This window comes from Terriglobus albidus, from assembly GCF_025685425.1.
GTDB lineage: Bacteria > Acidobacteriota > Terriglobia > Terriglobales > Acidobacteriaceae > Terriglobus > Terriglobus albidus.
Map to the genome: position 1 here is coordinate 59,133 of NZ_JAGTAS010000024.1, position 24,066 is coordinate 83,198.

General features: G+C 58.0%; 18 protein-coding genes. 9 read left to right on the forward strand and 9 right to left on the reverse strand.

Annotated features, from left to right (window positions below):
• Window positions 1-27: 27 nt before the first annotated feature.
• Window positions 28-309 carry a MoaD/ThiS family protein gene (locus tag OHL21_RS03525; RefSeq protein ID WP_263415859.1) on the forward strand — a complete coding sequence of 94 codons (282 nt, stop codon included), beginning with the start codon at window positions 28-30 and terminating at the stop codon, window positions 307-309.
• A 190-nt stretch (window positions 310-499) separates the two neighbouring features.
• Here the strand turns inward: OHL21_RS03525 and OHL21_RS03530 are convergent, their stop codons facing one another.
• The 3 genes from OHL21_RS03530 to OHL21_RS03540 all read right to left on the reverse strand — a co-directional run bounded on the left by OHL21_RS03530 (window position 500) and on the right by OHL21_RS03540 (window position 2,303).
• Window positions 500-904, reverse strand: coding sequence for a hypothetical protein (locus tag OHL21_RS03530; RefSeq protein ID WP_263415860.1), 405 nt, complete (start codon window positions 902-904; stop codon window positions 500-502).
• An 11-nt stretch (window positions 905-915) separates the two neighbouring features.
• On the reverse strand, window positions 916-2,091 hold the full coding sequence (locus OHL21_RS03535; protein ID WP_263415861.1) for a pyridoxal phosphate-dependent aminotransferase: 1,176 nt from the start codon (window positions 2,089-2,091) through the stop codon (window positions 916-918).
• 62 nt (window positions 2,092-2,153) lie between these two features.
• Window positions 2,154-2,303, reverse strand: coding sequence for a DUF3309 domain-containing protein (locus tag OHL21_RS03540; protein ID WP_263415862.1), 150 nt, complete (start codon window positions 2,301-2,303; stop codon window positions 2,154-2,156).
• A 176-nt stretch (window positions 2,304-2,479) separates the two neighbouring features.
• Here OHL21_RS03540 and OHL21_RS03545 point away from each other — a divergent pair, with 176 nt between their 5' ends.
• Window positions 2,480-2,632, forward strand: coding sequence for a lmo0937 family membrane protein (locus tag OHL21_RS03545; RefSeq protein WP_263415863.1), 153 nt, complete (start codon window positions 2,480-2,482; stop codon window positions 2,630-2,632).
• A gap of 60 nt (window positions 2,633-2,692) precedes the next feature.
• Here the strand turns inward: OHL21_RS03545 and lon are convergent, their stop codons facing one another.
• The 5 genes from lon to OHL21_RS03570 form a co-directional block, all read right to left on the reverse strand.
• Entirely contained in the window at window positions 2,693-5,104 is a 2,412-nt protein-coding gene (gene lon / locus OHL21_RS03550) for an endopeptidase La (RefSeq protein ID WP_399257171.1), read from the reverse strand.
• A 189-nt stretch (window positions 5,105-5,293) separates the two neighbouring features.
• Window positions 5,294-6,580, reverse strand: coding sequence for an ATP-dependent Clp protease ATP-binding subunit ClpX (gene clpX / locus OHL21_RS03555; protein ID WP_263415865.1), 1,287 nt, complete (start codon window positions 6,578-6,580; stop codon window positions 5,294-5,296).
• 180 nt (window positions 6,581-6,760) lie between these two features.
• Window positions 6,761-7,357, reverse strand: coding sequence for an ATP-dependent Clp endopeptidase proteolytic subunit ClpP (gene clpP / locus OHL21_RS03560; protein ID WP_263415866.1), 597 nt, complete (start codon window positions 7,355-7,357; stop codon window positions 6,761-6,763).
• 50 nt (window positions 7,358-7,407) lie between these two features.
• Window positions 7,408-8,847 (reverse strand): trigger factor, encoded by a 1,440-nt coding sequence (gene tig / locus OHL21_RS03565; protein WP_263415867.1) that lies wholly within the window; start codon window positions 8,845-8,847, stop codon window positions 7,408-7,410.
• A 197-nt stretch (window positions 8,848-9,044) separates the two neighbouring features.
• Window positions 9,045-10,112 (reverse strand): aldose epimerase family protein, encoded by a 1,068-nt coding sequence (locus tag OHL21_RS03570; protein ID WP_263415868.1) that lies wholly within the window; start codon window positions 10,110-10,112, stop codon window positions 9,045-9,047.
• A 351-nt stretch (window positions 10,113-10,463) separates the two neighbouring features.
• Here OHL21_RS03570 and OHL21_RS03575 point away from each other — a divergent pair, with 351 nt between their 5' ends.
• Both OHL21_RS03575 and OHL21_RS03580 read left to right on the forward strand, forming a co-directional pair.
• Window positions 10,464-11,168: a uracil-DNA glycosylase gene (locus OHL21_RS03575; RefSeq protein ID WP_263415869.1), complete on the forward strand. Its 705-nt coding sequence runs from the start codon at window positions 10,464-10,466 to the stop codon at window positions 11,166-11,168.
• An 867-nt stretch (window positions 11,169-12,035) separates the two neighbouring features.
• Window positions 12,036-12,332, forward strand: coding sequence for a YtxH domain-containing protein (locus OHL21_RS03580; RefSeq protein WP_263415870.1), 297 nt, complete (start codon window positions 12,036-12,038; stop codon window positions 12,330-12,332).
• Window positions 12,333-12,605: 273 nt separating this feature from the next.
• Here the strand turns inward: OHL21_RS03580 and OHL21_RS03585 are convergent, their stop codons facing one another.
• The gene (locus OHL21_RS03585) at window positions 12,606-15,065 is read right to left on the reverse strand and encodes an ATP-dependent Clp protease ATP-binding subunit (RefSeq protein ID WP_263415871.1); all 2,460 of its coding nucleotides are present in this window, start codon (window positions 15,063-15,065) and stop codon (window positions 12,606-12,608) included.
• Window positions 15,066-15,843: 778 nt separating this feature from the next.
• On the opposite strand from OHL21_RS03585, the gene OHL21_RS03590 reads away from it, so the two are divergent.
• From OHL21_RS03590 to OHL21_RS03610, 5 genes are all read left to right on the forward strand, one after another.
• On the forward strand, window positions 15,844-19,440 hold the full coding sequence (locus OHL21_RS03590) for a carboxypeptidase-like regulatory domain-containing protein (protein ID WP_263415872.1): 3,597 nt from the start codon (window positions 15,844-15,846) through the stop codon (window positions 19,438-19,440).
• Window positions 19,441-19,531: 91 nt separating this feature from the next.
• Entirely contained in the window at window positions 19,532-20,920 is a 1,389-nt protein-coding gene (gene hydA, locus OHL21_RS03595) for a dihydropyrimidinase (RefSeq protein ID WP_263415873.1), read from the forward strand.
• Window positions 20,910-22,151, forward strand: coding sequence for a Zn-dependent hydrolase (locus OHL21_RS03600; protein ID WP_263415874.1), 1,242 nt, complete (start codon window positions 20,910-20,912; stop codon window positions 22,149-22,151). Before hydA ends, OHL21_RS03600 begins: the two co-directional genes overlap by 11 nt.
• Entirely contained in the window at window positions 22,148-23,377 is a 1,230-nt protein-coding gene (locus OHL21_RS03605) for an ABC transporter permease (RefSeq protein WP_263415875.1), read from the forward strand. The genes OHL21_RS03600 and OHL21_RS03605 overlap by 4 nt, the downstream gene beginning before the upstream one ends.
• The gene (locus OHL21_RS03610) at window positions 23,370-24,053 is read left to right on the forward strand and encodes an ABC transporter ATP-binding protein (protein ID WP_263415876.1); all 684 of its coding nucleotides are present in this window, start codon (window positions 23,370-23,372) and stop codon (window positions 24,051-24,053) included. Before OHL21_RS03605 ends, OHL21_RS03610 begins: the two co-directional genes overlap by 8 nt.
• Window positions 24,054-24,066: the final 13 nt, after the last annotated feature.

Consider the following 24,066-nt stretch of genomic DNA (forward strand, 5'->3'; position numbering starts at 1 on the left):
AGAAACAGAAAGAGCAGGGAAGATTCAATGTCAATCAAAGTACTTTTGCCTACCGCCTTTATCCGCCACACCGATGGTGTGAAGAAGGTTGACTCCGTCGCTACCAATCTTCCGGGCCTGGTCGATGACCTGGGTGTGAAGTTCCCGGCGCTTGGTGCGCATATCAAGGACGAGCAGGGCAAGCTGCGCCCGTTCATCAATGTCTACGTGAACGATGAGGACATCCGCTTCCTCGGTGGCGAGTCGCATACCTTCGAAGATGGAGACGAGATCATGTTGATTCCGTCGATCGCCGGTGGGTGTGTGTAAGGCTTCGTTCCGCTTGAAGTAAGAAAGCCCGCCAGATGGCGGGCTTTTGCTTTGGGGTCAAACAGAACCTTCGTATGCTTGAGCACTGGACGGCTGCTTTTTCTCCTACTTGTGCTTCTGCGAGAGGGCAGGGAAATGCTCATCACGGATAGCATCGAGCCGTTTATCGAGGGTCTCAGGTGAGGACAAATCATCCCAGCGATGGAGTGAGAGGTCGCAGCTTCCTTTCGAGTGCCAGTAGGCTGCGGATCGTATCGATGCATTGAATCGCGACAAAGGTGAAGAAGCGATAACGATCGTTACTTGCATGTTCCCTGGATGCAATGGTCAGGAAGTAGACAAATCCGAGCAAGACCATAACGGCATCGATAATCTTCAGCCAGAGGGGCACCCATAACGGATAACGAGACCAGAAAGACTTTTTCGGTGGGAAACCTTCTGTGATGCTCACCAGCATTGCGAGCGGAAATATGATCCAGACAGCTGTTCTGGCGAATGGAAGAAGCACTTCAACGAAGCTGGCCATCAGTACAAGAAAGCCACTGACACAAAGTGTGACAGAGACATTCTTCATTACCTTTGAGGTCAGCTTCATTGATGTGGGCTTTAGAGTGATCTCAATCGTCTGCAGGCTTCGTCCAGAGCGTCATCCTTCTTTGCATAGCAGAAACGCAAGAGATTTTCCCCTTTACCCGCACGGAAGAACGCTGACCCCGCCACGGCAGCCACACCGACCTGCTTGAGCAGGTTACGTGCCTTCTCCTTGGAGGTGGAGCCTTCAACCCGCGAGACATCGGCAAGGATGTAATACGCACCTTGTGGAATGGTGGGTGTAAGGCCGGCGTCAGATAGCGCTGCGACGGTCTTGTCACGCTTGGCGACGTACTCGGTCCGCATCTCGGTGTAGAAGCTGTCAGGGAGGTCGCACAGGCCCGCGGCAACACCATGCTGCAACGGCGCTGGAGCCGAGATGAACAGCAGATCGTGAAAGTAGGCAATTGACGGCGTCCAGCGCTTGCTGGCGTGCAGGTAGCCAAGGCGCCATCCGGTGACGGAGAAGGTTTTGGAGAAGCCGGCAATGGTAATCGTCCGTTCCGCCATGCCGGGCAGTGTCGCCGGAGAGATATGCTCGTGACCGTCGTACAGGAAGTACTCGTAGATCTCGTCGGTGATGACAAAGAGATCGGCATCGATTGCGATGGCCGCCAGCGCCTCCAGCTCCGTACGCGTGAAGACCTTGCCTGACGGGTTGCCGGGTGTATTGACGAGAATGGCGCGTGTCTTCGGCGTGATGGCGTTGGCCAGAGCTTCGGGATCGAAGTCCCAGCGGGGCGCTGTCAACGGAACGATGACGGGCTTCAGGTTCAGCCCCAACAGCATATTGACGTGGTAGCCGTAGAAGGGCTCGAAGACGATGACTTCATCACCTGGGTCAAACAGAGCCATGCAGGTCGCCAGCATGGCTCCGGTGGTCCCGGTTGTGACCAGGATTTCGCCATCGGGATCGGCCGTAATGGCGTTATAGTGTGCGAACTTACGCGCGATGGCATGACGCAGAGAATCGATGCCGTCCATGCGCGCATAGATATTGAAGCCATTGCGCATGGCATTGACGGCGCCTTCAATCACCGGATGAGGCGGATCCGTATCGCAGACGCCCTGGGACATATTGATGCCATCGATCGCGTTGCATGCGATGGTCATGGCGCGGATCTCAGACTGGACAATGGAGGGAGCCAGCTTGCTGAGTCGCAGGGCGGAGGTAGTGGAAGCAATCGGCATCGAAGACACTCCTGGGATGTGCCTTCGATGATAGCAATTGTCCGGCGGTTAGAGGACACCCCCTAAGTCCCGCGTGTGAGCAATAGCACCAGCACAATCAGCACGATCAGGCCGAGACCGCCACTCGGGTAATAGCCCCAGCCGCGGCTGTAAGGCCAGGCGGGAAATGCGCCAAACATCAGGACAAGCAGAACGATCAAAAGGATCAGCATAAAAAACCTCCAGAAAGATCAATCAGATAGATGCCGAACATACTCCTTTGGGCTGCCCATTCGGTGCATCCCGCTAAATACAGGTAGCTAAAGCAACAAAAAAGCTTCTATGGGACTCTTACTTCCCGCATGCCGCGCGATGTTGCGGATTTGACGATAAAAGGGAGGGCACAACAATGTTCCTAGTTCTGGCAATCATTCTGGTTCTTGCGTGGCTTGGAGGATTCACGCTGATGCATGTCTCAGGTTTTCTGATCCACCTGTTGCTCATCTTCGCGGTGATTTCACTGATCATGCACTTCATCGGCGGGTCGCGTAAGTCCGTATAGAAACGCAGCCAGCAAAAAAAGAAGGCCGGGCAACCGCCCGGCCTTCTTTCCTATATTTGCTTACTGATGAGTGACGACAGGCTGGACGCTCTCAGTGAGCGGGACCCCCAGCGCATCCGGTGTTTCTTCCTTCAAATCCGGTAGCTTGCCTTCCAGGGCGATCTGCAGCACCTCATCCATGTTCTCGACGAAATGCATCTTCATGCTGCTTTTCACCAGGTCAGGAAGGTCGGCAAGGTCCTTCCGGTTATCCGCCGGCAGGATCGCTTCAAAGATGCCGGCGCGGTGTGCGGCCAGTAGCTTCTCTTTCAGGCCACCGATGGCCAGTACCTTGCCGCGCAGCGTGACCTCTCCCGTCATGGCGACATCCCGGCGCACCGGGATCTTCGTCAGGGCAGAGGAGAGCGCAGTTGCCAGCGTAATGCCGGCCGACGGGCCATCCTTGGGAATGGCGCCCTCGGGCACGTGTACGTGGATATCGATGTTGCGATAGAAGTCCTTGCTGAGGCCCAGGTGATGCGCCCGTGAACGGACGTAGCTGAGGGCTGCCTGCGCCGATTCCTGCATCACGTCGCCAAGCTGGCCGGTGGTGGTCAGCTTACCCTTGCCGTCCAGGACCTGTACTTCGGTCTGCAGAATGCTGCCGCCGACCTCGGTCCAGGCAAGACCGGTAACCAGGCCAACCTCGCTCTTCTCCTGTACCTGCGACTCGCGGAAGCGGGGTACGCCCAGGAAGTCGGAGAGGTTATCCTTCGTCACCTCTTCCTTGTGCTTTGGCCCGTTCTTTACGACGCGGCGAGCCACCTTGCGGCAGACGTTGCCGATCTCGCGTTCCAGGTTACGAACACCGGCTTCGCGTGTGTAGGACCGGATAATGTCCTGCAGAGCATCGTCGGAGAAGACGACCTGCTTCTCGGTCAGACCCGTCCCCTCGCGCTGTTTCTTGAGCAGGTACTGCTTGGCGATCTCGAGCTTCTCGATGTCGGTGTAGCCCGACAGCCGCAGAATCTCCATACGGTCCTGCAGGGGGCCGGGAATGGTATGCAGTACGTTGGCTGTTGCTACGAAGAGCACCTGCGAGAGATCGTATTCGACGTCGAGGTAGTGATCCTGGAAGCTGTTGTTCTGCTCCGGATCGAGGACTTCGAGCATGGCCGAAGCAGGATCGCCGCGGAAGTCAGACGCCATCTTGTCGATTTCATCGAGCATGATGACCGGGTTCTTCGTTCCGGCCTTCTTCATCGACTGAATAATCTGGCCGGGAAGGGCGCCGATGTAGGTACGGCGATGACCGCGAATCTCAGCTTCATCGCGTACGCCGCCCAGAGACATACGGACGAACTTACGTCCGGTGGCCTTCGCGATCGACATACCGAGAGATGTCTTACCGACACCCGGAGGTCCGACGAAGCAAAGGATCGAGCCCTTTGGATTCTTCACCAGCTGACGCACAGCCAGGAACTCGAGAATGCGGTCCTTGATCTTATCCAGTCCGTAGTGATCCTGGTTCAGGACCTTCTCTGCATGCTCAATGGAGCGGATCTCCTTGGACTTCTTCTTCCATGGCACCGCCAGCAGCCAGTCAAGATAGTTGCGCGAGACGGTCGACTCGGCGGACATCGGCGGCATGGCTTCAAGCTTCTTGAGCTCCTGCATCGCCTTATCGAAGGCTTCTTTGGGCATGCCGGCGGCTTCGATCTTTTTCTTCAGATCGTCGAACTCGCTCTTCTCACCGCGGCCCAGCTCCTTCTGAATCGCCTTGATCTTCTCGTTGAGGTAGTACTCTTTCTGGGCGCGCTCCATCTGGCGCTTTACGCGCGACTGGATGGTGCGGTCCATGTTCAGCTTTTCGATCGCGGTCTCGAGCGTATCGGCAACACGCGACAGACGCAACTCAGGAGCGAAGACCTCCAGCAGCTCCTGCTTCTCATCAATGCGAAGCTGCAGGTTGGCCGCGATCATATCGGCCAGCTTGGCGGGCTCATCCAGACGAACGCTGGCGGCCATCGTCTCGTAGTTCAATGACTGCTGCAGCTTGACGTACTGTTCGAAGAGCGAGTGCACCTTCTGCACCAGGCCTTCTACCTGTGGAGTCATTTCAAGCTGGGTGCGGCCGGTACGCAGTGTCGCAACGAAGAAGCCATCTTCGTCATTGAGTTCGGTTGCACGGGCGCGTTCAATGCCTTCTACCAGCACCTTGATGTTGCCATCAGGCATTTTGACGCTTTGCACAATATTGCCGATCGTACCTACCTGGTAGATATCGTCGGCGCTGGGATCGTCTACCGTGGCGTCATGCTGTGTCGCCAGGAAGATGCGGCGGTCACCGTTCAACGCCTCTTCCAGTGCGCGTACGCTGGACTCGCGGCCGACGACGAAGGGAGTCATCATGTGGGGGAAGATGACCATATCGCGTATGGGCATCATTGGCAGCTTTTGAACCTCGCTGCTCAGGACTTCTTTCGAGCTCATATCTGTCATTCCTCCCATTAGACGCGTCGGCACACAGCTAAGATGCGGGGGCAGTTCCGCGGCGTTCCGATGATTGTAATTCGCTTTGCCTTAACATGCCGGGCAACTCGCTTTGTGGACGTAAAAGAAAATCGCCGTGACTCTTTCGGGCCACGGCGATGGGTACGAAAGTGTTGAAGAACCTTCTATTTAGCCGGCTTTTTCCAGAGGGAGAGAGGTCGTCATGTCGCGGTTTTTCACCATCTCCGCGGTAATCTCCAGCTCCTTGATCTTTTTGTTGCCCGGTACGTTGTACATCAGGTCGAGCATCAGCTCTTCCAGAATCATGCGCAGGCCGCGGGCGCCGACCTTGCGGGCCAGGGCTTCACGCGCGATGGACTGTGCTGCCTCGGCATTGAAGGTCACCTTGACGCCCTCGTACTCAAACAGCTTGGAGTACTGCTTCAGGATGGCGTTGCGCGGCTTGGTAAGAATCTCGATCAACGCTGCCTCGTCGAGCTCGTCAAGAATGCCGAGCACCGGCAGACGTCCGATGAACTCGGGAATCAGGCCGTACTTCAGCAGATCCTGCGGTTCAGCCTGGCGCAGCAGCTCTGTATCGCGCTGTGCGCGGATCGGGGTGACATCGCTGGCAGGCGTCTCGGGCTCCGTCAACGTCTTGAAGCCAAGGGCCTTCTTGCCGACACGGCGTGCGATGACACGCTCCAGGCCGACAAAGGCTCCGCCGCAGATGAACAGGATATTCGTGGTGTCGACCGCCGTGAACTCCTGATGGGGATGCTTACGTCCGCCCTGCGGAGGAACGTTGGCAACGGTGCCTTCCAGGATCTTGAGCAGTGCCTGCTGGACGCCCTCGCCGGAAACATCGCGGGTGATGGACGGGTTTTCGTCCTTGCGGCCGATCTTGTCGATCTCATCAATGTAGATAATGCCGCTTTGAGCGCGCGCTACATCACCGTCAGCTGCCTGCAGCAGCTTCAGAATGATGTTCTCGACATCTTCACCGACGTAGCCGGCCTCGGTCAGCGTAGTCGCATCCACGATCGCGAAGGGAACATCCAGCATCTTCGCCAGGGTCTGCGCCAGCAACGTCTTGCCGGAACCTGTAGGACCTACGAGCAGGATGTTGGACTTCTGCAGCTCGACATCGTTGCCGCGCGTCCGGTTCATCTGAATGCGCTTGTAGTGGTTGTAGACAGCGACTGCAAGCTTCTTCTTGGTGAGGTCCTGGCCGATGACGTACTCATCGAGAAAGGCCTTCACTTCGTGTGGCTTGGGCAAATGCGCTGGAGCTGCGCCTTGCTGCTTTTCACCACGGTCGTCCTCGAGGATGGAGTTGCAGACGGCAACACACTCATCGCAGATGTACGCGCGAGGATAGTCAGAAGGAGAAGAGATCAGCTTGGCGACTGCGTCCTGCGACTTGTGACAGAACGAGCAACGGAGGGATTCATCTGAGCCCCGTGATGTTTTCATCGGTAAGGCGACTCCTGGTTACAACGGGACGTGCTGGGGAACTTGTTGTCAGTTTACACCCGTTTCGCATGTCCCTTCGGAAACGGGTATCGACCTTATTTCCCACATCCAAAATGGGAAAAACGCCCGGGAGTTCTCCCCGGGCGTCTCACTTTACGCCGATTGGATTCGCATTTCAAATCAACCGCGCGTGCGGTCAATAATATCGTCGATCAGACCATAATCCTTGGCCTGCTGGGCGCTCATGGTGAAGTCACGGTCAGTATCGCGCTCGATCTGTTCGAACGTCTGACCGGTGTGGCTCGCCATGATGGTATTCATGCGCTCACGCAGACGAAGAATCTCACGGGCATGAATGTCGATCTCAGTCGCCTGCCCCTGAATACCGTGGCCCATGATGAGAGGCTGATGGATCAGGATGCGGGAGTTGGGGAGAGCGAAACGCTTGCCCTTAGTGCCCGCCATCAGAAGAAATGCACCCATGCTGGCTGCCATGCCAATGCATAGAGTCTGCACATCGTTCTTGATGTACTGCATCGTGTCATAGATCGCCATGCCGGCGCTGACCGAGCCGCCGGGCGAGTTGATGTACAGCATGATGTCCTTCTCCGGGTCTTCACCGGAGAGGAACAGCAGCTGCGCAATGATGACATTCGCGATCTGATCGTCGATCGGCGTCCCCAGGAAGATGATGTTGTCGCGGAGCAGACGGCTGTAAATATCGTAGGCGCGTTCGCCACGACTCGTCTGCTCAATCACCATGGGTACAAGTCCCATACTTCTCCTCTTCTCTACCTGTAGTGGCGCCAGGGGCGCGGGTTGATTGTCTACGAAGCCAGCTTGTCGTAGAGCACGTTCCCAGTCTTTTCGCGACGAAGTTGTTCCCGGATTCTATTGAGGCCGCCATCGGACGTCAAACGCTGCTTCAACTGCTCCAGCGGTTCACGCGACTGGATGGAGAGAATCAGCAACTCACGATCCACATCCTCATCGCTGACTTCAACATTCTCGGTTGCGGCAATCTTGTCCAGAATGAGCGAGGCCTTCACTTCGCTGACAGCCTGGTCGCGCTGTGCGGCGCGCAGACGAGAGAAGTCCAGCTTGCGCATGTCCTCAGCCTTCATACCCTGAGCTGCCAGAGCGCGCAGGCCGCGATCCAGGCGGGCATCGATCTGCTGCTGCACGAACGACTCCGGAACAGGGAACTCAAACTTTGCGATCAGATCCTCGACCAGTTTCTCTTTGGCCTCGTTCTCGAGCGCGTGCTTCTTGCGGTCGGCAGCATGCTCGCGGAGCTTGCTGGTGAACTCATCCCAGGTCTCGTAGTCGCCGAGCTGCTTGGCCAGATCATCGTTCTGCTCCGGCAGCGTCTTTTTCTTAATGGCCTTGACTTTGACGTCGTAGCTTACAGTCTTACCGGCGAGGCGGGGCTCACCGAATTCGGCCGGATACTCGACCTCAAGGGTCAGCTCATCACCAGGCTTCTTGCCCTGCAGCGCATCGCTGAAAGCGGGAAGCGTGTTCTTGCCGCCCAGCTCTACCGGTACATCTTCACCAGTGATGGGCTCTGATGGAGTTGCATTCTCCAGACCCTCTTCGCCAACGGTCTGCGCCAGCGGCTTGATCTCGCCGGTGAAGCTGATCTCGGCCAGGTCACCGGTTGTCAGGGGACGATCTTCCGTAACAGGCTCGATGGTTGCCTGGGAATCCAGAGCGCGATCGAGCTCCGACTGATACTCCTCTTCGGTCAGCTCAACGGATGGCTTCGTTACCGTGACGGAGTCGTAGCCGGTGATGTCGATCTCAGGAAGCACTTCAAAGGCAGCCTTGAACTTCAGCGGCTGGCCCTCGAACAGAGTCAGTTCAACAATCTGCGGCTGCGAGACGGGGTTTACGTTCTGCTCTTCCAGAGCGAGGCGGAAGCGCTCGCTGACAAGCTGCTCCATGACTTCCTGGCGGACATCCTGGGCAAACTTGCGCTTGATGACACTGGCCGGAACCTTGCCCGGACGGAAGCCCGGAATGCGAGCCTGCTTCTGGAACTTGCGAACAACTTTATCGAAGGCAGCGTCCACGGCTTCTACCGGGGCTTCTACCGAGATCTCGCGCGTCAGATCGGGGTTTAGCACCGGACCATGATGATGGTGCGCATGGTCGTGATCGTGATCATGGTCGTGGGTATGATCGTGCGCTGCAGCTTCGGTGGTCGGGGTCTCGCTCTGAGGCGTCTCCGCCGCGTTCAACTCGTTGGTCTCAGTAGGGGTCAAAACAGTGCCTTCCAGGGTTTGAAAATCTCACGTCGCGACGCCGGGTCAGAGGACCACTCGGCGAACAGAAACGACTCTCTCTATCCTAGAGCATTTTCTTTGTTGCTGGGTATTCCGGAGGAGGAGTGCGGCGGCGTTTTCATTGCGGAAAACGCCCATAGAGGCGGAAGCCCTACTCTACACCTACAGAGAAAATGCTAGGGCCGCGCCGGAATGGGGTCAAACGTGGAACTGCCGTTGGCTGCCTTCACCTGTGTTGATGGGATGAACAACTCCAGGCGTACCCTCCATTGCAGCGTTTTTCCTGGAGCCAGCATCAGATCATCCGCATTTTCCCCATCCAGCGGCTTGCCGGACGAATCGGTCGGATTGGCGATCGGAGAAACCACAATCCAGTTCTTTCCGGAAGGGGCAAACACCCGTATGCCATTGATGGAAGCGGACATACCCACCACACGTAAGCCATAGTCGATCGCCGGATCACGGAGCTCCACGGTCGGCCCATTGTCGAAAAGGGCGGGCTTGGGATTGACGAGAGTGACTTCCAGATCCTGTGCTCCGAGGGCTTTGCCCTGGCGAGCATTAAAGCCGTCGGAGGAACTGCTGATGTTGCCTGCGATTGACGTTTTAGGGAGACGCACGGTGGCCTGTGCGCGATTGCCGCTCGGAATAGCAAGCCGGGGATACCACCCGGTGCTTACAGGGACAGGTTCGGAGCCGGTATTGGTCGAGGAGACGAGCAGATCGATCGCTCTACCGCTTAGCAGGGCCGATACGGTTACCTGTAGTTTGCCGGGCCAGTGGCCGCCGAAGTTGCCTGTCTCGTAGGTAGCCCTTCCTTCACTTCCATCCGGCATGGTGTTGACTTGCGGAATCGAAGTGCTCATGAGGCTCAATAGGCCGAATCGGGCCATCGGAGGCGCGGCCGGGTGATCTGGATCGGCCACAACAGGCAGGGAGACGCTTCTCCCATGTACGTTCGCGGAGAGACTCTTCCCATCGGCACTTACGGCGCCGGCAAGCGGGTTGGCAAAGGGAACAAGAAATGCTCCTCCGATGCCTACATTGGCTTCTCCGTGACTATCCGAACCTGTTCCTGTCATCAGAGCGGCGATCTGGCTGAGAGAGGGGGCGCTAAGAAGTTCCGTTTCGCCACGGCCGGGCAGGTATGCCTTGATCGAGGCGATGTCCATGCCGCGCCCGGGAAGTACGGTGATCGCGGTAAACTCCGGCACCTCTCCGGTGTAAGTCTGAAGGCGTTTCAAGGTCAAAGCTTCCTGCCCGCCGAATTTTGGGGCAGCGGGTGCAGCCGGTACAGCGTCGTCGGTGCTGGCCAGACGCTTCAAGGCCGCAGCACCGTCACCCCGCTTGCAACCGAGACCCGGAAACAGCAATGAGCTTGAGAGGGTAAAGGCAATAAGGCTATATCGCAGCCCATTCCGCCGAGGAGTCTGGAAACGAAAAACCTGAGAACCAGTGCTGCGGGGGGCAGGGAAGATTTCGGACAAACAGTTGCTCTCCTCGTACATAACTTCCGGCTAGTATACGCAGCCCGGTCTCGGGTCTATCTCCAATTACACTCACCGGTTGCACTATTCTGAAAGTGGATCTGTCTTATGTCTTCCCGTTTATCATTGCCCGTGCTGGATCAGGTGGTTCAGTCAATTGTTGCCTGCGAACGGTGTGACCGGCTTCGTACCTACTGCAAGGGAATTGGAGAGACAAAGCGGCGCGCCTATCTGGACCAGACCTATTGGGCCAAGCCTGTGCCCGGATTCGGAGACCCCAGGGCGCGGATCCTTATTCTCGGGCTGGCGCCGGGAGCCCATGGAGCCAACCGTACAGGGCGTCCTTTTACCGGGGACGGTTCTGGAGACTTTATGTACCCGGTACTGCATGCCATGGGACTGGCCTCCAAACCGATGGCAACGCATCGTAACGACGGTCTGAAGCTGAAGCATAGCTACATCGCGTCCGTGGTGCGGTGTGCGCCGCCGGGCGACAAGCCTACACCGCAGGAGATCCGGAACTGCTCACCCCACCTCACCGCTGAAATTGCTTCGCTCAAACGGGTAAAGGTTGTCGTTTGCCTGGGAAAAATTGCCTTCGACGGATATCTGGCTCACCTGGTTAATACCGGTGAGCTTGCCAGCAAGCGAGGTTTCACCTTCGGCCACGGCGCGGAGTACGTTCTGCCCAGCGGCGTGCATCTGATTACGAGCTACCACCCTTCGCTGCGAAACACACTCACTGGGAAGCTGAACACAACGATGTTTTCAAAGATTTTTATCCGCGCAAGGGAACTGGCCGGACTGGATTAGAGCAATTCTCCTAATCCTGTAACCACACCCACAGGGAAAATACTCTCGATCTGCGTGTCAGGAGCTTGACGACACACTACCGCCGCATCGCGGTTACAGCGTGACGGGTAAGAGGCTTCTTCCGGTTGACGCGCCGGGGCGTCAGGGTCATGCTCTCCAAACTCGGAAGTTCAGCGGTGGATGCCGATTTTGCAACCTTCTCGCGCCCGCCGCGAAATGCGAGCACTACCGGTAGCCCAATGAGTACAAGGTATAGTCCAACCTGAAAAACGTCTTGCATGGCTGCACTCTACGTCCATTCCGACAACGGGACTATACCGTTCTGAAAAGGAGCACTCGCCTGGATATTGGCGAGCCTGATGCCAGCGTTAGAGCAATTCTCCGAAGACCGTGGTGTTGGATAGATCTGCGAATGCCGTTTTCTTCGAAGGAAAACGGCGCAAACTGCCGAAACTTCGCTCTGCACCTTTTTAGGAGAACTGCTTTATTGCGAGTCAGTCTTTCCGCCTGCTCGGGCGGCAACAATAGCAGGGCCGATGAGCATAGCAACGAAGACTGCGCCGAGAATGAGGTCGTGCGTCATAATGGTGGTCCTTTCGGGGCGGCGCTGTGCTGCTCTGAGAGCCCGGGAGAGAATGATGAGAACAATCTAAGGATGTACCGTCATGGTTATGCACAGCCATTCCACCTTTTGGGGAGCGATGCCACGAAAGTGGATGCCACAAAAGTGGATGGCGCAAAAGTGCTATTCAATAGCAGACGTTGAGAGCCGACCCTCTTTTTCAAGAACCAACCTCTCTGAAATTTCGTCCATCACAGTAACCAGGGATATGACGTTCCCGCACAGTGCAAGAAAGGGAAAATACTATGAGCGCTAGAGGAATCTGGATCGCATTTGGAATCGGCGTTGTTGCCGGCGCGACGGTGGCGCTGCTGTATGCTCCGCAGTCCGGCGAACGTACCCGCCGTCAACTGAGGAAAGGCATCGACGATGCCGGAGACTATATTGAGGATGCCGCGGACTATTTGAAGGAGCGCGCCGATAAGGTAGCGAAAGAGTCGCAGCGGCTCTACAAGAAGACTCGTTCGCAGGTGGAAGATGCCATCGATACGGCGGGCGATGCGGTCAATGCGGCGGTCAAGTCTGTCCAGACGCTAATGTAAAAAACTACTCTGATGGCAGGACCCCGGGTCTTCACCGGGGTTTTGTTATTCCGGCGGGCCGACGGTCACTACAAAATAGGAGACTCGAGTCTCGCCTGCGTTCGCCACGTACGACGATCTCCGGTGACGCAGAGCCCTGCATCACCGGGACCACCCATCGCGATGCGATGGATGGAGTACCCGATTTTGTCCGCCTCTAAATTGGGTGCCCGTGCTCTATCAGAAAGCAAAAAGCCCCGGATGATTCCGGGGCTTTTGTGATTGGAATGCAGGTTACAGGATTGAGAGAGCCGCGCCGGCAAGCTTCTCTTCGCCTTCCGAGGAAACCGGACGATAGAAGAGCTTCTCGCCTTCGAGGTAAACCTCGAGGAATGCGGGCCGCATGACGATGTTGCCTGCGATCAGCGCCTCGGAGAGCGGGTCCTCGATATAGCGCTGCAGCGCGCGGCGCAGAGGACGCGCACCGTAGGTGCGGTCGGTCAGCGTCTTGTCGAGAATCCACTTCTTCGCTTCGTCGTTGACCGAGATCGTGATCGCCTTGTGTACCAGATTGGCGTTCAACTGCTGCACCAGGAGCTCCAGGATCTGCATCAGGTCGCTGTCGCTGAGCGCCGTGAAGACGATGATCTCGTCCAGACGATTGAGGAACTCGGGGTTGAAGGTCCGCTTCACCTCGCCCTTCACCAGCTCTTCCATCTTTTCGAGCACGATATCTTCCTTGCTCGACTGGAAGCCAAGTCCCTCGCGCTTCATCAGGTGCTTGGCGCCGATGTTCGACGTCATGATGAGGATCGTGTTCTTGAAGTCGACCGTATTGCCGAGACCGTCGGTCAACTGGCCGTCTTCAAAGACCTGCAGCAGCAGATTGAAGACGTCCGGATGAGCCTTTTCGATTTCGTCGAGAAGGACGACAGAGTAAGGCGAACGCTTCACCCGCTCGGTGAGTTGGCCGCCCTCCTCGTATCCCACGTATCCCGGAGGCGAACCGATCAGCTTTGATACCGAGTGCTTCTCCATGAACTCCGACATATCGAACCGGATCAACGACTTCTCGCTGCCGAAGAGGAACTGCGCCAGAGTGCGCGCCATTTCGGTCTTGCCGACACCGGTTGGTCCCAGGAAGAGGAAGCTTCCGATAGGCCGTCCCGGGTTCTTCAAACCGGCACGCGAGCGGCGGATCGCGCGGGCGAGGGCGCTGATGGCCTTCTCCTGCGAGATAACCCGCTTGTGCAGTTCCTGCTCGACACGCAGCAGCTTCTGCGTCTCTTCTTCCTTGATGGCCGTGATCGGTACCCCGGTCCAGCGGCTGACGACATCCTCGATATCTTCGCGGGTGACGATGCCCGAGGACGAATCATCAAGGTGGTACTTGTCGCGCAGCGTGCGGAGGTTCTCACGCTCCTTGCGTTCTTCGTCGGAGTAGAAGCGCGCCTTCTCGAACTCGTGGTTCGCGATCGCATTCTCCATCCGGTGCACGATGAACTTGATTCGCTTCTGCACCTCCGTAATCTCATCGGGCAGGGAGGTCTGCTTCAGCTTCACGCGTGCGCCGGCTTCGTCGATCAGGTCGATGGCCTTATCGGGAAGGAAGCGATCGGGAATATAGCGGTTCGAGTGTGAGACGGAGAAGGAGATCGCGTCGTCGGTGTAGCTGACGGCGTGGAACTTCTCGTAGCGCTCCTTGATGCCCATGATGATCTTTATGGCATCTTCCTCGTTCGGTGGCGGAACCTTAACGGCCTGGAAACGGCGCTCGAGTGAACGGTCCTTTTCGATCGACTTGCGATACTCAGCGGGCGTGGTGGCGCCGATGCACTGAATCTCGCCACGGGAGAGCGCCGGCTTCAGGATGTTGGCGGCGTCGAGCGAGCCCTCGGCCGATCCGGCGCCTACCAGCGTGTGCAACTCATCGATGAACACGATTGAGTTCTGATTCTCCATCAACTCCTTCATGATGGTCTTCAGGCGCTCTTCAAACTGGCCACGGTACTTGGTGCCGGCGACGATGAGTGAGAGATCAAGAGACAGGACGCGTTTGTCCGCCAGGAAGCTGGGCACGTCGCCGTCGGCGATCTTCTGGGCCAGGCCCTCAACGATGGCGGTCTTACCGACACCGGGTTCACCGATCAGGACCGGGTTGTTCTTGGTGCGGCGGCAGAGGATCTGGATGACGCGGTCGACCTCGGCGTCACGGCCGACCAGCGGATCGAGCTGGGCATCCATGGCGGCCTGGGTCAGGTCGCGGGAAAACTCGGCGAGCATGGATTGCTCGCGCTGCTGCTGCTGACGCTGCTGAGGCTTCTCCTGGGTGGTGCGCTGCAGTTCCTCGCGGATAGCGGGCAGGCGCAAGCCGCGCTCCTGCAGAATCTCCGCGGCGAAGCACTTCTCTTCGCGGAGCAGGCCCAGTAACAGGTGCTCCGTGCCGATGTGCTTGTGGCTCAGACGCTCTGCCTCTTCGGCAGCGTAGGCCAGAACCCGCTTGCATTCATTGGAAAGGGGCAGGTCGACCGAGGTCGAGACCTTCTCCCGAATCGTCGTATGTCCTTCAATCTGTTTGCGAATCGATTCAACTGAGGCGTGCGACCGCAGAAAACGGTTCGTCAGCGCCTTATCTTCGCGGAGCAAACCCAGCAACAGGTGCTCCGTTTCAATATAAGGTGACCCAAACTGACTGGCCTCGTACCGGGCGAAGAAGATCACCCGCCGTGCTTTCTCCGTATACCGTTCGAACATGTTCCCCCTGCAGCCCACCGGACATCCCGGCAGTTGATCCGCCGGAGATTCGCGGTGCCTTCGGTACTTCAGACCGTCACCGAATCAAGTATTTGATGCGGTGACACTCAGGTTGGGTGCCGCTCAAACGCCGGAACACCGCCCATATCTACTACTCCCAGTAGTGTAGCCGCTTGCCTAAAACCCTACTGGATGGCAACTTACCGCCCACCATACCAGTAAACGGCTGCACCATCTACTGTGAAAATCCGGGTATCTAACCCAAAGTTCCGACACATTCCCAACTCAGGAAAACTCCGCGGATATAGATATGGACGCAGATTTCACCCCGAACGTGATGAATGGCAGGTTTGACTTTTGATTTGACAGAAAATTCATGGCGATGGCAACATCTCGACATACCGCAAACAAAAGGGTTCCTGAGAAAGTGCATTTCGCTTTTCTGGTGAGGTGTCTTCCACGGGCGCTACGAGCTGTTGCCGGGGTATAACCCGGACTGTTGTGACGCTGTACCGAAGTGAGCCCGTACTCCGTGAGGAGCAGGGTGAAGTCGATCGTCAGTCCCAGGCAGTGTAAGCAGTTCCTCGTTTTATCAGTACAACCGAAGTCTTTTGTGTGAGGGCTCGCACCTTCTTCCCGTGGTGTCTCTGGCCGCCGCGGTCGAGAAGAAGCCGGTTTTCACGCTTTCGCTGAAGTGCGTCTGAACGTCCTGTCCTGCCGTTTTGGGCGGTCACGGGCGCGAGCAGACGTGTCTCTACCGCTCTTCCAGGAGGATTCCGTGATTGCTCATCTGTTTCGACTCCGTGCCCTCGTTGCGATCTTCGTCTTGTTGCTCCACGTCTCCGCGTTGCGCGCGCAGACCAACTATGGCGGTGTCCGCGGTCTGGCGACCGATCCCACGGGAGCCGTCATCTCTGGTGCGATCGTAAACCTCACCGATGAGGGAACCCGAATCTCGCGTACTGCCGTAACCACCAGCGCCGGCGAATACACCTTTACAGCCGTGGATCCCGGTAGCTACGCGGTGACGATCGTGGCTCCGGGATTTACCAAACTGACACAGACACACGTCAGCGTCACCATCGGCGTAACGACTACCGTCGACATGGCAATGAAGGCCGGCTCCGCTGACCAGATGGTGGAAGTCACCGCCGATATTCCCATGATCGACACGGCGTCCGCCTCGAATGGGCAGACCTTCGATCAGCAGAAGCTGCAGACGCTACCGAACATGGGACGTAACCCATTCCTGTTTGCCAAGCTCGATAACAATGTGACCTTTACCGGGGACCCTCGATTTGTCCGCTTCCAGGACCAGTCCGGGTCCTCTCAGTTATCGATCGCCGGCGGACCGACGGGGACCAATAACTATCTGCTGGATGGCATTCCGATCACGGATTCGACCAACCGGGCTGTCATCATCCCGTCACTGGAAGCGACCGGAGAGATGAAGATCCAGGCGAATACCTTTGACGCCGAGATGGGGCGGACCGGCGGTGGTGTCTTCAACACTTCACTGCGTTCCGGCACGAATGCTCTGCATGGCACGCTGCAGGGGCTGACGCGACAGACCAACTGGACCGCCAATAGCTGGCAGTACAACCGCACCCCGTACGTTGTGAATGGCGTAAACCTGTCGCCGCAAACTCCCAGGGGCGCCTCCGAGTGGTACAGCTACGTCGGGGCGATCGGAGGTCCGGTTCGTATCCCCTGGCTCTATAACGGGAAAGACAGAACCTTTTTCTGGATCGCGGAAGAAGGCTACCGTCAGCGGTCTCCGCTCACCTCGGGCAACTCCGGAGGCAAGTTTCCGACCGCATTGGAGCGTATGGGTGATTTCAGCCAAAGCGGCATCACGCTCTACGATCCGTATGCTGCGCCGACCGGAGCGAATCGCACGGTCGTCATTCCCAATGCGAAAATTCCGAGCTCCTATTTATCGCCTGCAGGTCTGAAGATCGCCGCCGCCATGCCGCTGCCGACAACGACGCCCGCGATCTTTGGCGGCAACAATACCTTTGGTACCGATACCCTGGGGGATCGCGCGGACGAGTTCAGTGCAAAACTTGATCACCAGGTGACCAGGTGGTGGTCGGCAGCCGTGTCATACCTGCACTATGGTTCGAAGGAGCCTTCCGGAAACGCTTACCAGATTCCGTACTCCACATCGACCTTGCTTTATCGCAAGGTGGACGCAATCAATGTCAACAGTACCTTGCAGCTAAGCCCCACGATGATCGGGACGATCGGATGGGGATTCAACCGCTTTCCGAACCAGACCAACCGCATCCACACCGGCTATGACCAGACGCAGCTCTTTCCGGCGGCTTATGTCGGCTTGTTAACCTCGAAGACTTTCCCGACGATCACGACTTCCGGAGGGACCACCGCGGTGCTGGGCGGTAGTGACTCTGGGCCTTCGAATTACTTCTCCCGTAGCGTTGTGGCTGGTATCTCGAAGGCGTATGGAAAACATAACTTCAAGACCGGCTACGTCTTCCGTTCGATCTCGAACAGCATCTGGAGCACAGGCTCCGGCGGCGGTTCATTCACGTTTACCGGAGGCTATACCAATTCGACGAACACACCGACGACGGCAACCGGAAGAGCAGGATCGGATATCGCCGACCTGCTGATGGGCCTGCCAAACGCGGCGAGCCTGACTGTCAGTCCTGGCAAATTTCAGTTCAACACGCACTATCATGCGCTTTACTTCCAGGATGACTTCCGCGTGAGTCAGCGGCTGACACTGAACATGGGCCTTCGCTATGAGATCGAGCAAGGCTTCCATGAGGTGGCGAACAAGCTGACGGTCGGACTTGATCCGCTGGCGACGTATAACTACGGTTCTCTTACCAATCTGCGCGGCGGTGTCTCATACGCCGGTGTCAGCGGTTACAAGAGCTATACGGGCAACTACAGCCCGGCCAAACTGGCGCCGCGCGTGGGCTTTGCCTATGGTGTGCTGCCGAAGATGACGCTCCGCGCCGGATTCGGTGTCTTCTACGCTCCCTCCAGTTTCAGCCCTTCCACGACCTACTCACCGGGATTCGCCGCGACCGGATCGTACAGCGGCCCCTCGGGAGTGGCGGCGCTTCCTGCCGGATCGCATCCGCTGGATGCACCTCAGAATCTTTATAGCGCCGGCGCTCTGACTCCGTCCGGTAGTTCTCTTGGATACTCTGCCGGAATTGGTGGTTCCCTGAGCTTCATCGACCCATTGCGTCGTTCACCGCTGGTCTATCAGTACTCGACCGATCTGCAGTACGAACTTCCGATGGGCTTTGCGCTGAAGGTTGGCTATGTGGGAGCTCACGGACGAAACCTGAGCAACAGCTTTAATTACAACCAACTCTCCAGCGCTGCGCGTGCGGCGGCTGGTTTTCCATATGTAGCTGGGCCATCTACCGGAGTCGCGACCAGTCCGGTTGCTCCTTCGAGCGCCAATGCCGTGGGAACCGCCGGCTCCTACAACGCTGCATGCACCAACTGCCTGGCGGCGACCGTCACCAATCCCTATTACTCTGCGGGGGGTAACGGCATTTTGAATCGTACGACGATTACTCGTGCACAAGCCTTGCGGCCGTTCGCTCAGTTCACGGACATCACCTATGCTTCTTCTCTCGGCGGTACGATCTACAACTCGCTGGCTCTGAAGCTGCAGAAGAGCTTCAACAAAGGGTTGACGATGATGGCGACCTACACCTGGGCCTCGAGCTGGGACAATCTGTGGGCAGCAAGCAGCTCGTTGACCAGCAGCGGCGCCGGTCCGCAGGACACGGGAAATCTTGCCATGGAGTGGGCACGGTCCACCACGGGGACACCGCGCCGCGCGACTATCAATGGCACCTATGAGCTGCCCTTCGGCCGTGGCCGGCAGTACCTGTCAAATACGAATCGTATCCTCGATGCGTTGATCGGCGGCTGGAACTACAACCATGTGATGATTCTGCAGTCCGGCTCGCCGCTGGCGGTTACCCAGACCAGTTCCAGCACCGATGCAGGCTACGGTGCGCAACGTCCGTCGTTCGCTCCGGGCGCGACGGTGCAAAGCGTCTGCAGCGGGGGCACGCTGCTGCAGCGCCTGCACGCCAGCGACTTCATGACGACCGGTGCTTATGCCTACGGCAATGTTCCTCGCACTCTGCCTTGTCTCGGTCCGGGATACTTCAACAACGACATCTCGGTGAATAAGAAGTTCCATGTCTCCGAGCGTGTCACCGCCGAATTCCGCGCCGAGGCGCTGAACGCCTTCAATACCGTGCAACTTGCAGCTCCTGCATCAAGCAGTATCACCAGCGGCAGCTTTGGAACCATTACTTCGCAGATAGGCTTCAACCGCCTGGTGCAGATGGGAGGAAGAATTCAGTTCTGACGGTGGTCAGCCGCGTTACCCGGAACGGTCCTGCTTCGGCGGGACCGTTCTTCTGTCTGCCGGTCCTGCTTTGTGTAAAGATGGTTCCACCATGGGCCTTCTGCTGAAGAACGGTGAGATCGTTACGGCGACTGAACGCTATGTCGCCGACGTCTATGTCGAAGGTGAAACCATCGCCCGCATCGGGCAGAAGCTGGATGTTCCTGCCGGTACGGAGGTGATCGACTGTACGGGAAAGTTTGTCTTTCCCGGCTTCATCGATCCTCATGTCCATATCTATCTGCCCTTCATGGGGACCTTCGCGCGGGATACTTACAGGACCGCCTCTGTCGCCGCTTTGACGGGAGGGACGACGACACTGATTGAGATGTGCTGTCCCTCGCGCGGTGAGGATGCGCTGGAAGGATACAAGCTCTGGAAGTCGAAGGCCGAAGGTCAGTCGGCGTGTGACTATGCGTTTCATATGGCGGTTAGCCGCTTTGACGGGGGAACCGAGGCACAGCTTCGGGAGATTGTTGCCGACGGAACCACGAGCTTCAAGATCTTCCTGTCCTATAAGAACTTCTTCGGCGTAACCGACGACGAGATGTACCAGACACTCAAGCTGGCGCACGATCTAGGCGTGATTGTCACCGCCCATTGCGAGAACGCGGAGCTGGTGGGGCGTTTGCAACAGAAGCTCCTCTCCGAAGGAAAAACCGGACCGGAGTGGCACGAGCCCAGCCGCCCTGAGGTCGTAGAGATGGAAGGGACGACACGCTTCTGCACCTTCCTGGAGACGACCGGAGCCCGCGGATATGTTGTCCATCTCTCATGTGTGCCTGCGTTGAAAGCGGCAACGGATGCAAAGAAGCGCGGCGTCAAGGTTTCCATCGAGTCGGTGCTGCCGCATTTTCTGCTCGATAAGACCATGGCGGAGCGCCCGGGCGTCGAGGGCATGAAACATGTCATGTCACCTCCGCTGCGGCAAAAACACAACCAGCAGGCGTTGTGGGAAGCTTTGGCGGCAGGTGAGGTCGATACGGTTGGAACCGACCACTGTCCGTTCACGACGGAACAGAAGCTGATGGGGAAGGATGCGTTCACCGCGATTCCCAATGGCATTCCGGGCGTGGAGGAGCGGGTGCCGCTGATCTATACCTATGGCGTAAGCCGGGGGAGTCTCGGTTTGAACAGGTTTGTGGACGCCCTGAGCACGAGGCCCGCAAAGCTCTTCGGGCTGTATCCGAAGAAGGGAACCATTGCCCTGGGGAGCGATGCTGACCTGGTCGTCTACGACCCTGCCTATCGCGGTACGGTTTCAGCCCGGACACACAAGACCAACACGGACTACAGCGGTTTTGAAGGGTTCGAGGTCGATGGCCGGCCCTCCCTGGTGATGGTGCGCGGCCAGGTGCAGGTCCGCGACGGGGAGTTTGTCGGGACAACCGGCCGAGGTCAGTTTCTGCGCCGGAAACCGGAGCCGCCGCGTGCCGATTAATCCGCAGCGTATGCTTGCCGACCTGCGAGAGTTGCGCTCGCTGACCTCAGACGAGGACGGAGCTCAACGCGTGGCCTGGACACCGACATGGTTGAAGGCGCGAACATGGTTTTACGAGAAGCTGAAGGCGCTTCCCGTAACGCAGCATCTGGATGCCGCCGGCAATAATTGGGTGACGCTTCCAGGGAAGAGTGAGAAGACGCTGGTCCTTGGCAGCCATCTGGACTCCGTTCCAAACGGTGGATGGCTCGACGGCGCGCTCGGAGTGTTGTGCGGCCTGGAGATCCTGCGGGGTATCAACGAAGACTACGATGGCAAGCCGCCGTTTACCGTTCGTCTGGTCGATTGGGCAGACGAAGAAGGCGCGCGTTTTGGCCGCAGTCTGTTTGGTTCTTCCGCCTTTGCCGGAACACAGACGATCGGCGCCGATCGGGTTCGTCGGGATCGTGACGGCGTTACATTGGAAGATGCGTTGCAGCAGTGTGGCGTGGATGTCGAAAAGATCGGTGACGCCTCGGTCGAGCGCGGAGACATCGCCGCATATCTCGAGCTGCATATCGAACAAGGACCGGTGCTGGAGCGCCTTGGGCTGCCTCTTGGTGTCGTGCTGGGGACGAAAGGTGTCGAGCGGCATGCGATCACCTTCCATGGGCAGGAGGCGCATTCGGGATCAACGCCGATGGGTGATCGTCGCGATGCTCTGGCCGCTGCGGCCAAACTGGCGTTGGAGATTCGCTCCATTGCGGGCAGGCATGCGGATGCGGTGTGCACTATGGGCAGCGTGAAGACTTTTCCGGGCATCGTGACGGCGGTTGTGGGCCGGTGTGAAGCGACGCTGGATCAGCGCGATCTCAATGCCGATGTCCTTGCAGGAATGTATGCCGATGCCAAGGCCGCCAGCGAACGGTTTGCGGCGGAGGAGCGCTGCACCGTGGAATGGTCGAAGATCTGGAACATCGAACCGATTCCGTTTCATCCTGAGCTGATCGCCCTATGTGATGAGGCGGTTCGGGAGGTCTCAGGAACATCGCACCATATGCCTTCTGGCCCGCTGCACGACGCAGCGGAGGTCTGCCGTGCCGGCATCCCAACCGTGATGATGTTCGTCCAATCGCTGCGTGGCATCAGCCACAACAAGATCGAAGACACCCGACCTGAACATCTGGAGATGGCGGCTCTTGCGTTTGACCGGCTGGCGCGTAAGACGCTGGGATGGATGGCGAACGCGTGAGATTTGAGCTTTTTATTGCTGCGCGGTACCTGCGGGCCAAGCGGAGGCAGGCTGTCATCGGCATCATTACGGGGATCTCTGTCGCCGGTGTCGCCGCTGGTGTGATGTCGCTGATCATTGCTCTGGCTATTACGAACGGCATGCAACGCGACCTGCAGGATCGCTTGCTCAGCTCTACGGCGCACGTGGACCTGATGCGCATCGCCTCCGATGGCATCTCAGACTGGCAGACGCTGCTCGCGCGCTTGAAAAAACTGCCGCATGTCACTGCGGCGGCTCCCGGACTGTATGGGCAGGTGCTGGTCTCCCGCGGTGCGAAATCGGGAGGCGCCCTTATTAAAGGAGTGATCCCTGCGGATGAGCGCACCGTCAGCGGTCTGTTGCAGCAGGTGAATCAAGGCTCGGCTTCGGCGCTGGAGAAGCAGGGACCGATAGCCGTCCCGCCGATTGTTATCGGCAAAGACCTGGCGGAGACCATCGGCGCTGCTGTCGGGGACACGGTGCTTGTCACCAGCCCGCAGGGAGGTCTGACGCCGATCGGGATCGTACCGAAGTATCAGCGGTACTCGGTTGTCGGCATCTTCCACTCCGGCTTCTACCAGTACGACTCCACCTATACCTTTATGCGGCTTGCTGATGCGCAGAGACTGTTCTCCGAGCCCGATCTGATCTCGGTCATCAGCTTCAAAGTGGATGACCTCTATAAAGCTAACGAGATCGGCCGCCAGATCGAGGCAGCCGCCGGGCCAGGCTTCCAGACGACCAACTGGATGGAGCAGAACCGTGAGCTCTTCCGCGCGTTGAAGCTGGAACAGATTGTGACGTTCATCGTCCTCGGGCTTATCGTGTGTGTCGCCGCGCTCAATATTCTGATCGCTCTGACCATGATGGTGATGGAAAAGACCAAAGATATCGCTGTGCTGATGAGCTTCGGTGTCCGTGCCGATCAGGTACGCCGAATCTTCCTCTTCCAGGGGCTGTTGATCAGCGTACTGGGGACCGCCATCGGCCTGGTGCTTGGGTACGGACTCTCCGTCTTCGGTGGCCACTATCGGTTCCCCCTCGACGCATCGGTTTACTCGATTGATCATCTGCCGTTTGCGCCCAGCATCACGGATGGCCTTCTCGTCTCAGCCGTATCGCTGGGGGTTTCGCTGCTGGCGACACTCTATCCTTCCACCTCAGCAGCCCGGGTGCTGCCGGCGGAGGCGTTGCGATATGAGTAAAGCCCTACTTGATGTTCGTGGGCTTTCGAAGTCCTATGCCACGGGCCGGGGCCGTCTGGAGCTCTTCCGCGAGCTCTCCTTCGAGGTAGCGGAAGGCGAGATGGTCGCTATTGTGGGCGAATCGGGGGCGGGGAAGTCGTCGCTGCTGCACCTGTTGGCGGCGTTGGACAAACCAGATGCCGGCGAGGTGTACCTCGATGCAATCCGCGTCGACCAGCTTAGCCTGCGCGAACAGGCGGAGTTCCGCAACCGGCAGATCGGGTACGTGTGGCAGTTCCACTACCTGCTGCCGGAGTTCACTGCGGAAGAGAATGTTGCCATGCCGTTACTGGCGCGCGGGACAGCACGGCCGGAGGCGATTTCGGCGGCTCGGCGCTGGCTCTCCGAGGTGGAATTGGGAGATCGCTTCAGCCATCGCACAGGTGAGCTCTCGGGCGGTGAGCAGCAGCGGGTCTCGCTGGCCAGGGCACTGGTGACACAGCCTCGGCTGCTGTTTGCCGACGAGCCGACGGGCGATCTGGATAACAGAACTGGAGACGTGGTATTCAGCCTGATTCAGCGGCTGCACAAGGCGCATGGTCTGACTTCGGTTTTAGTGACACACAACCTGGAGTTTGCGGGACGGTGCGACCGCATTCTGCGGTTGAGGAACGGTGGACTGAGACCGGCGAACTGATCGAGTTATCGGC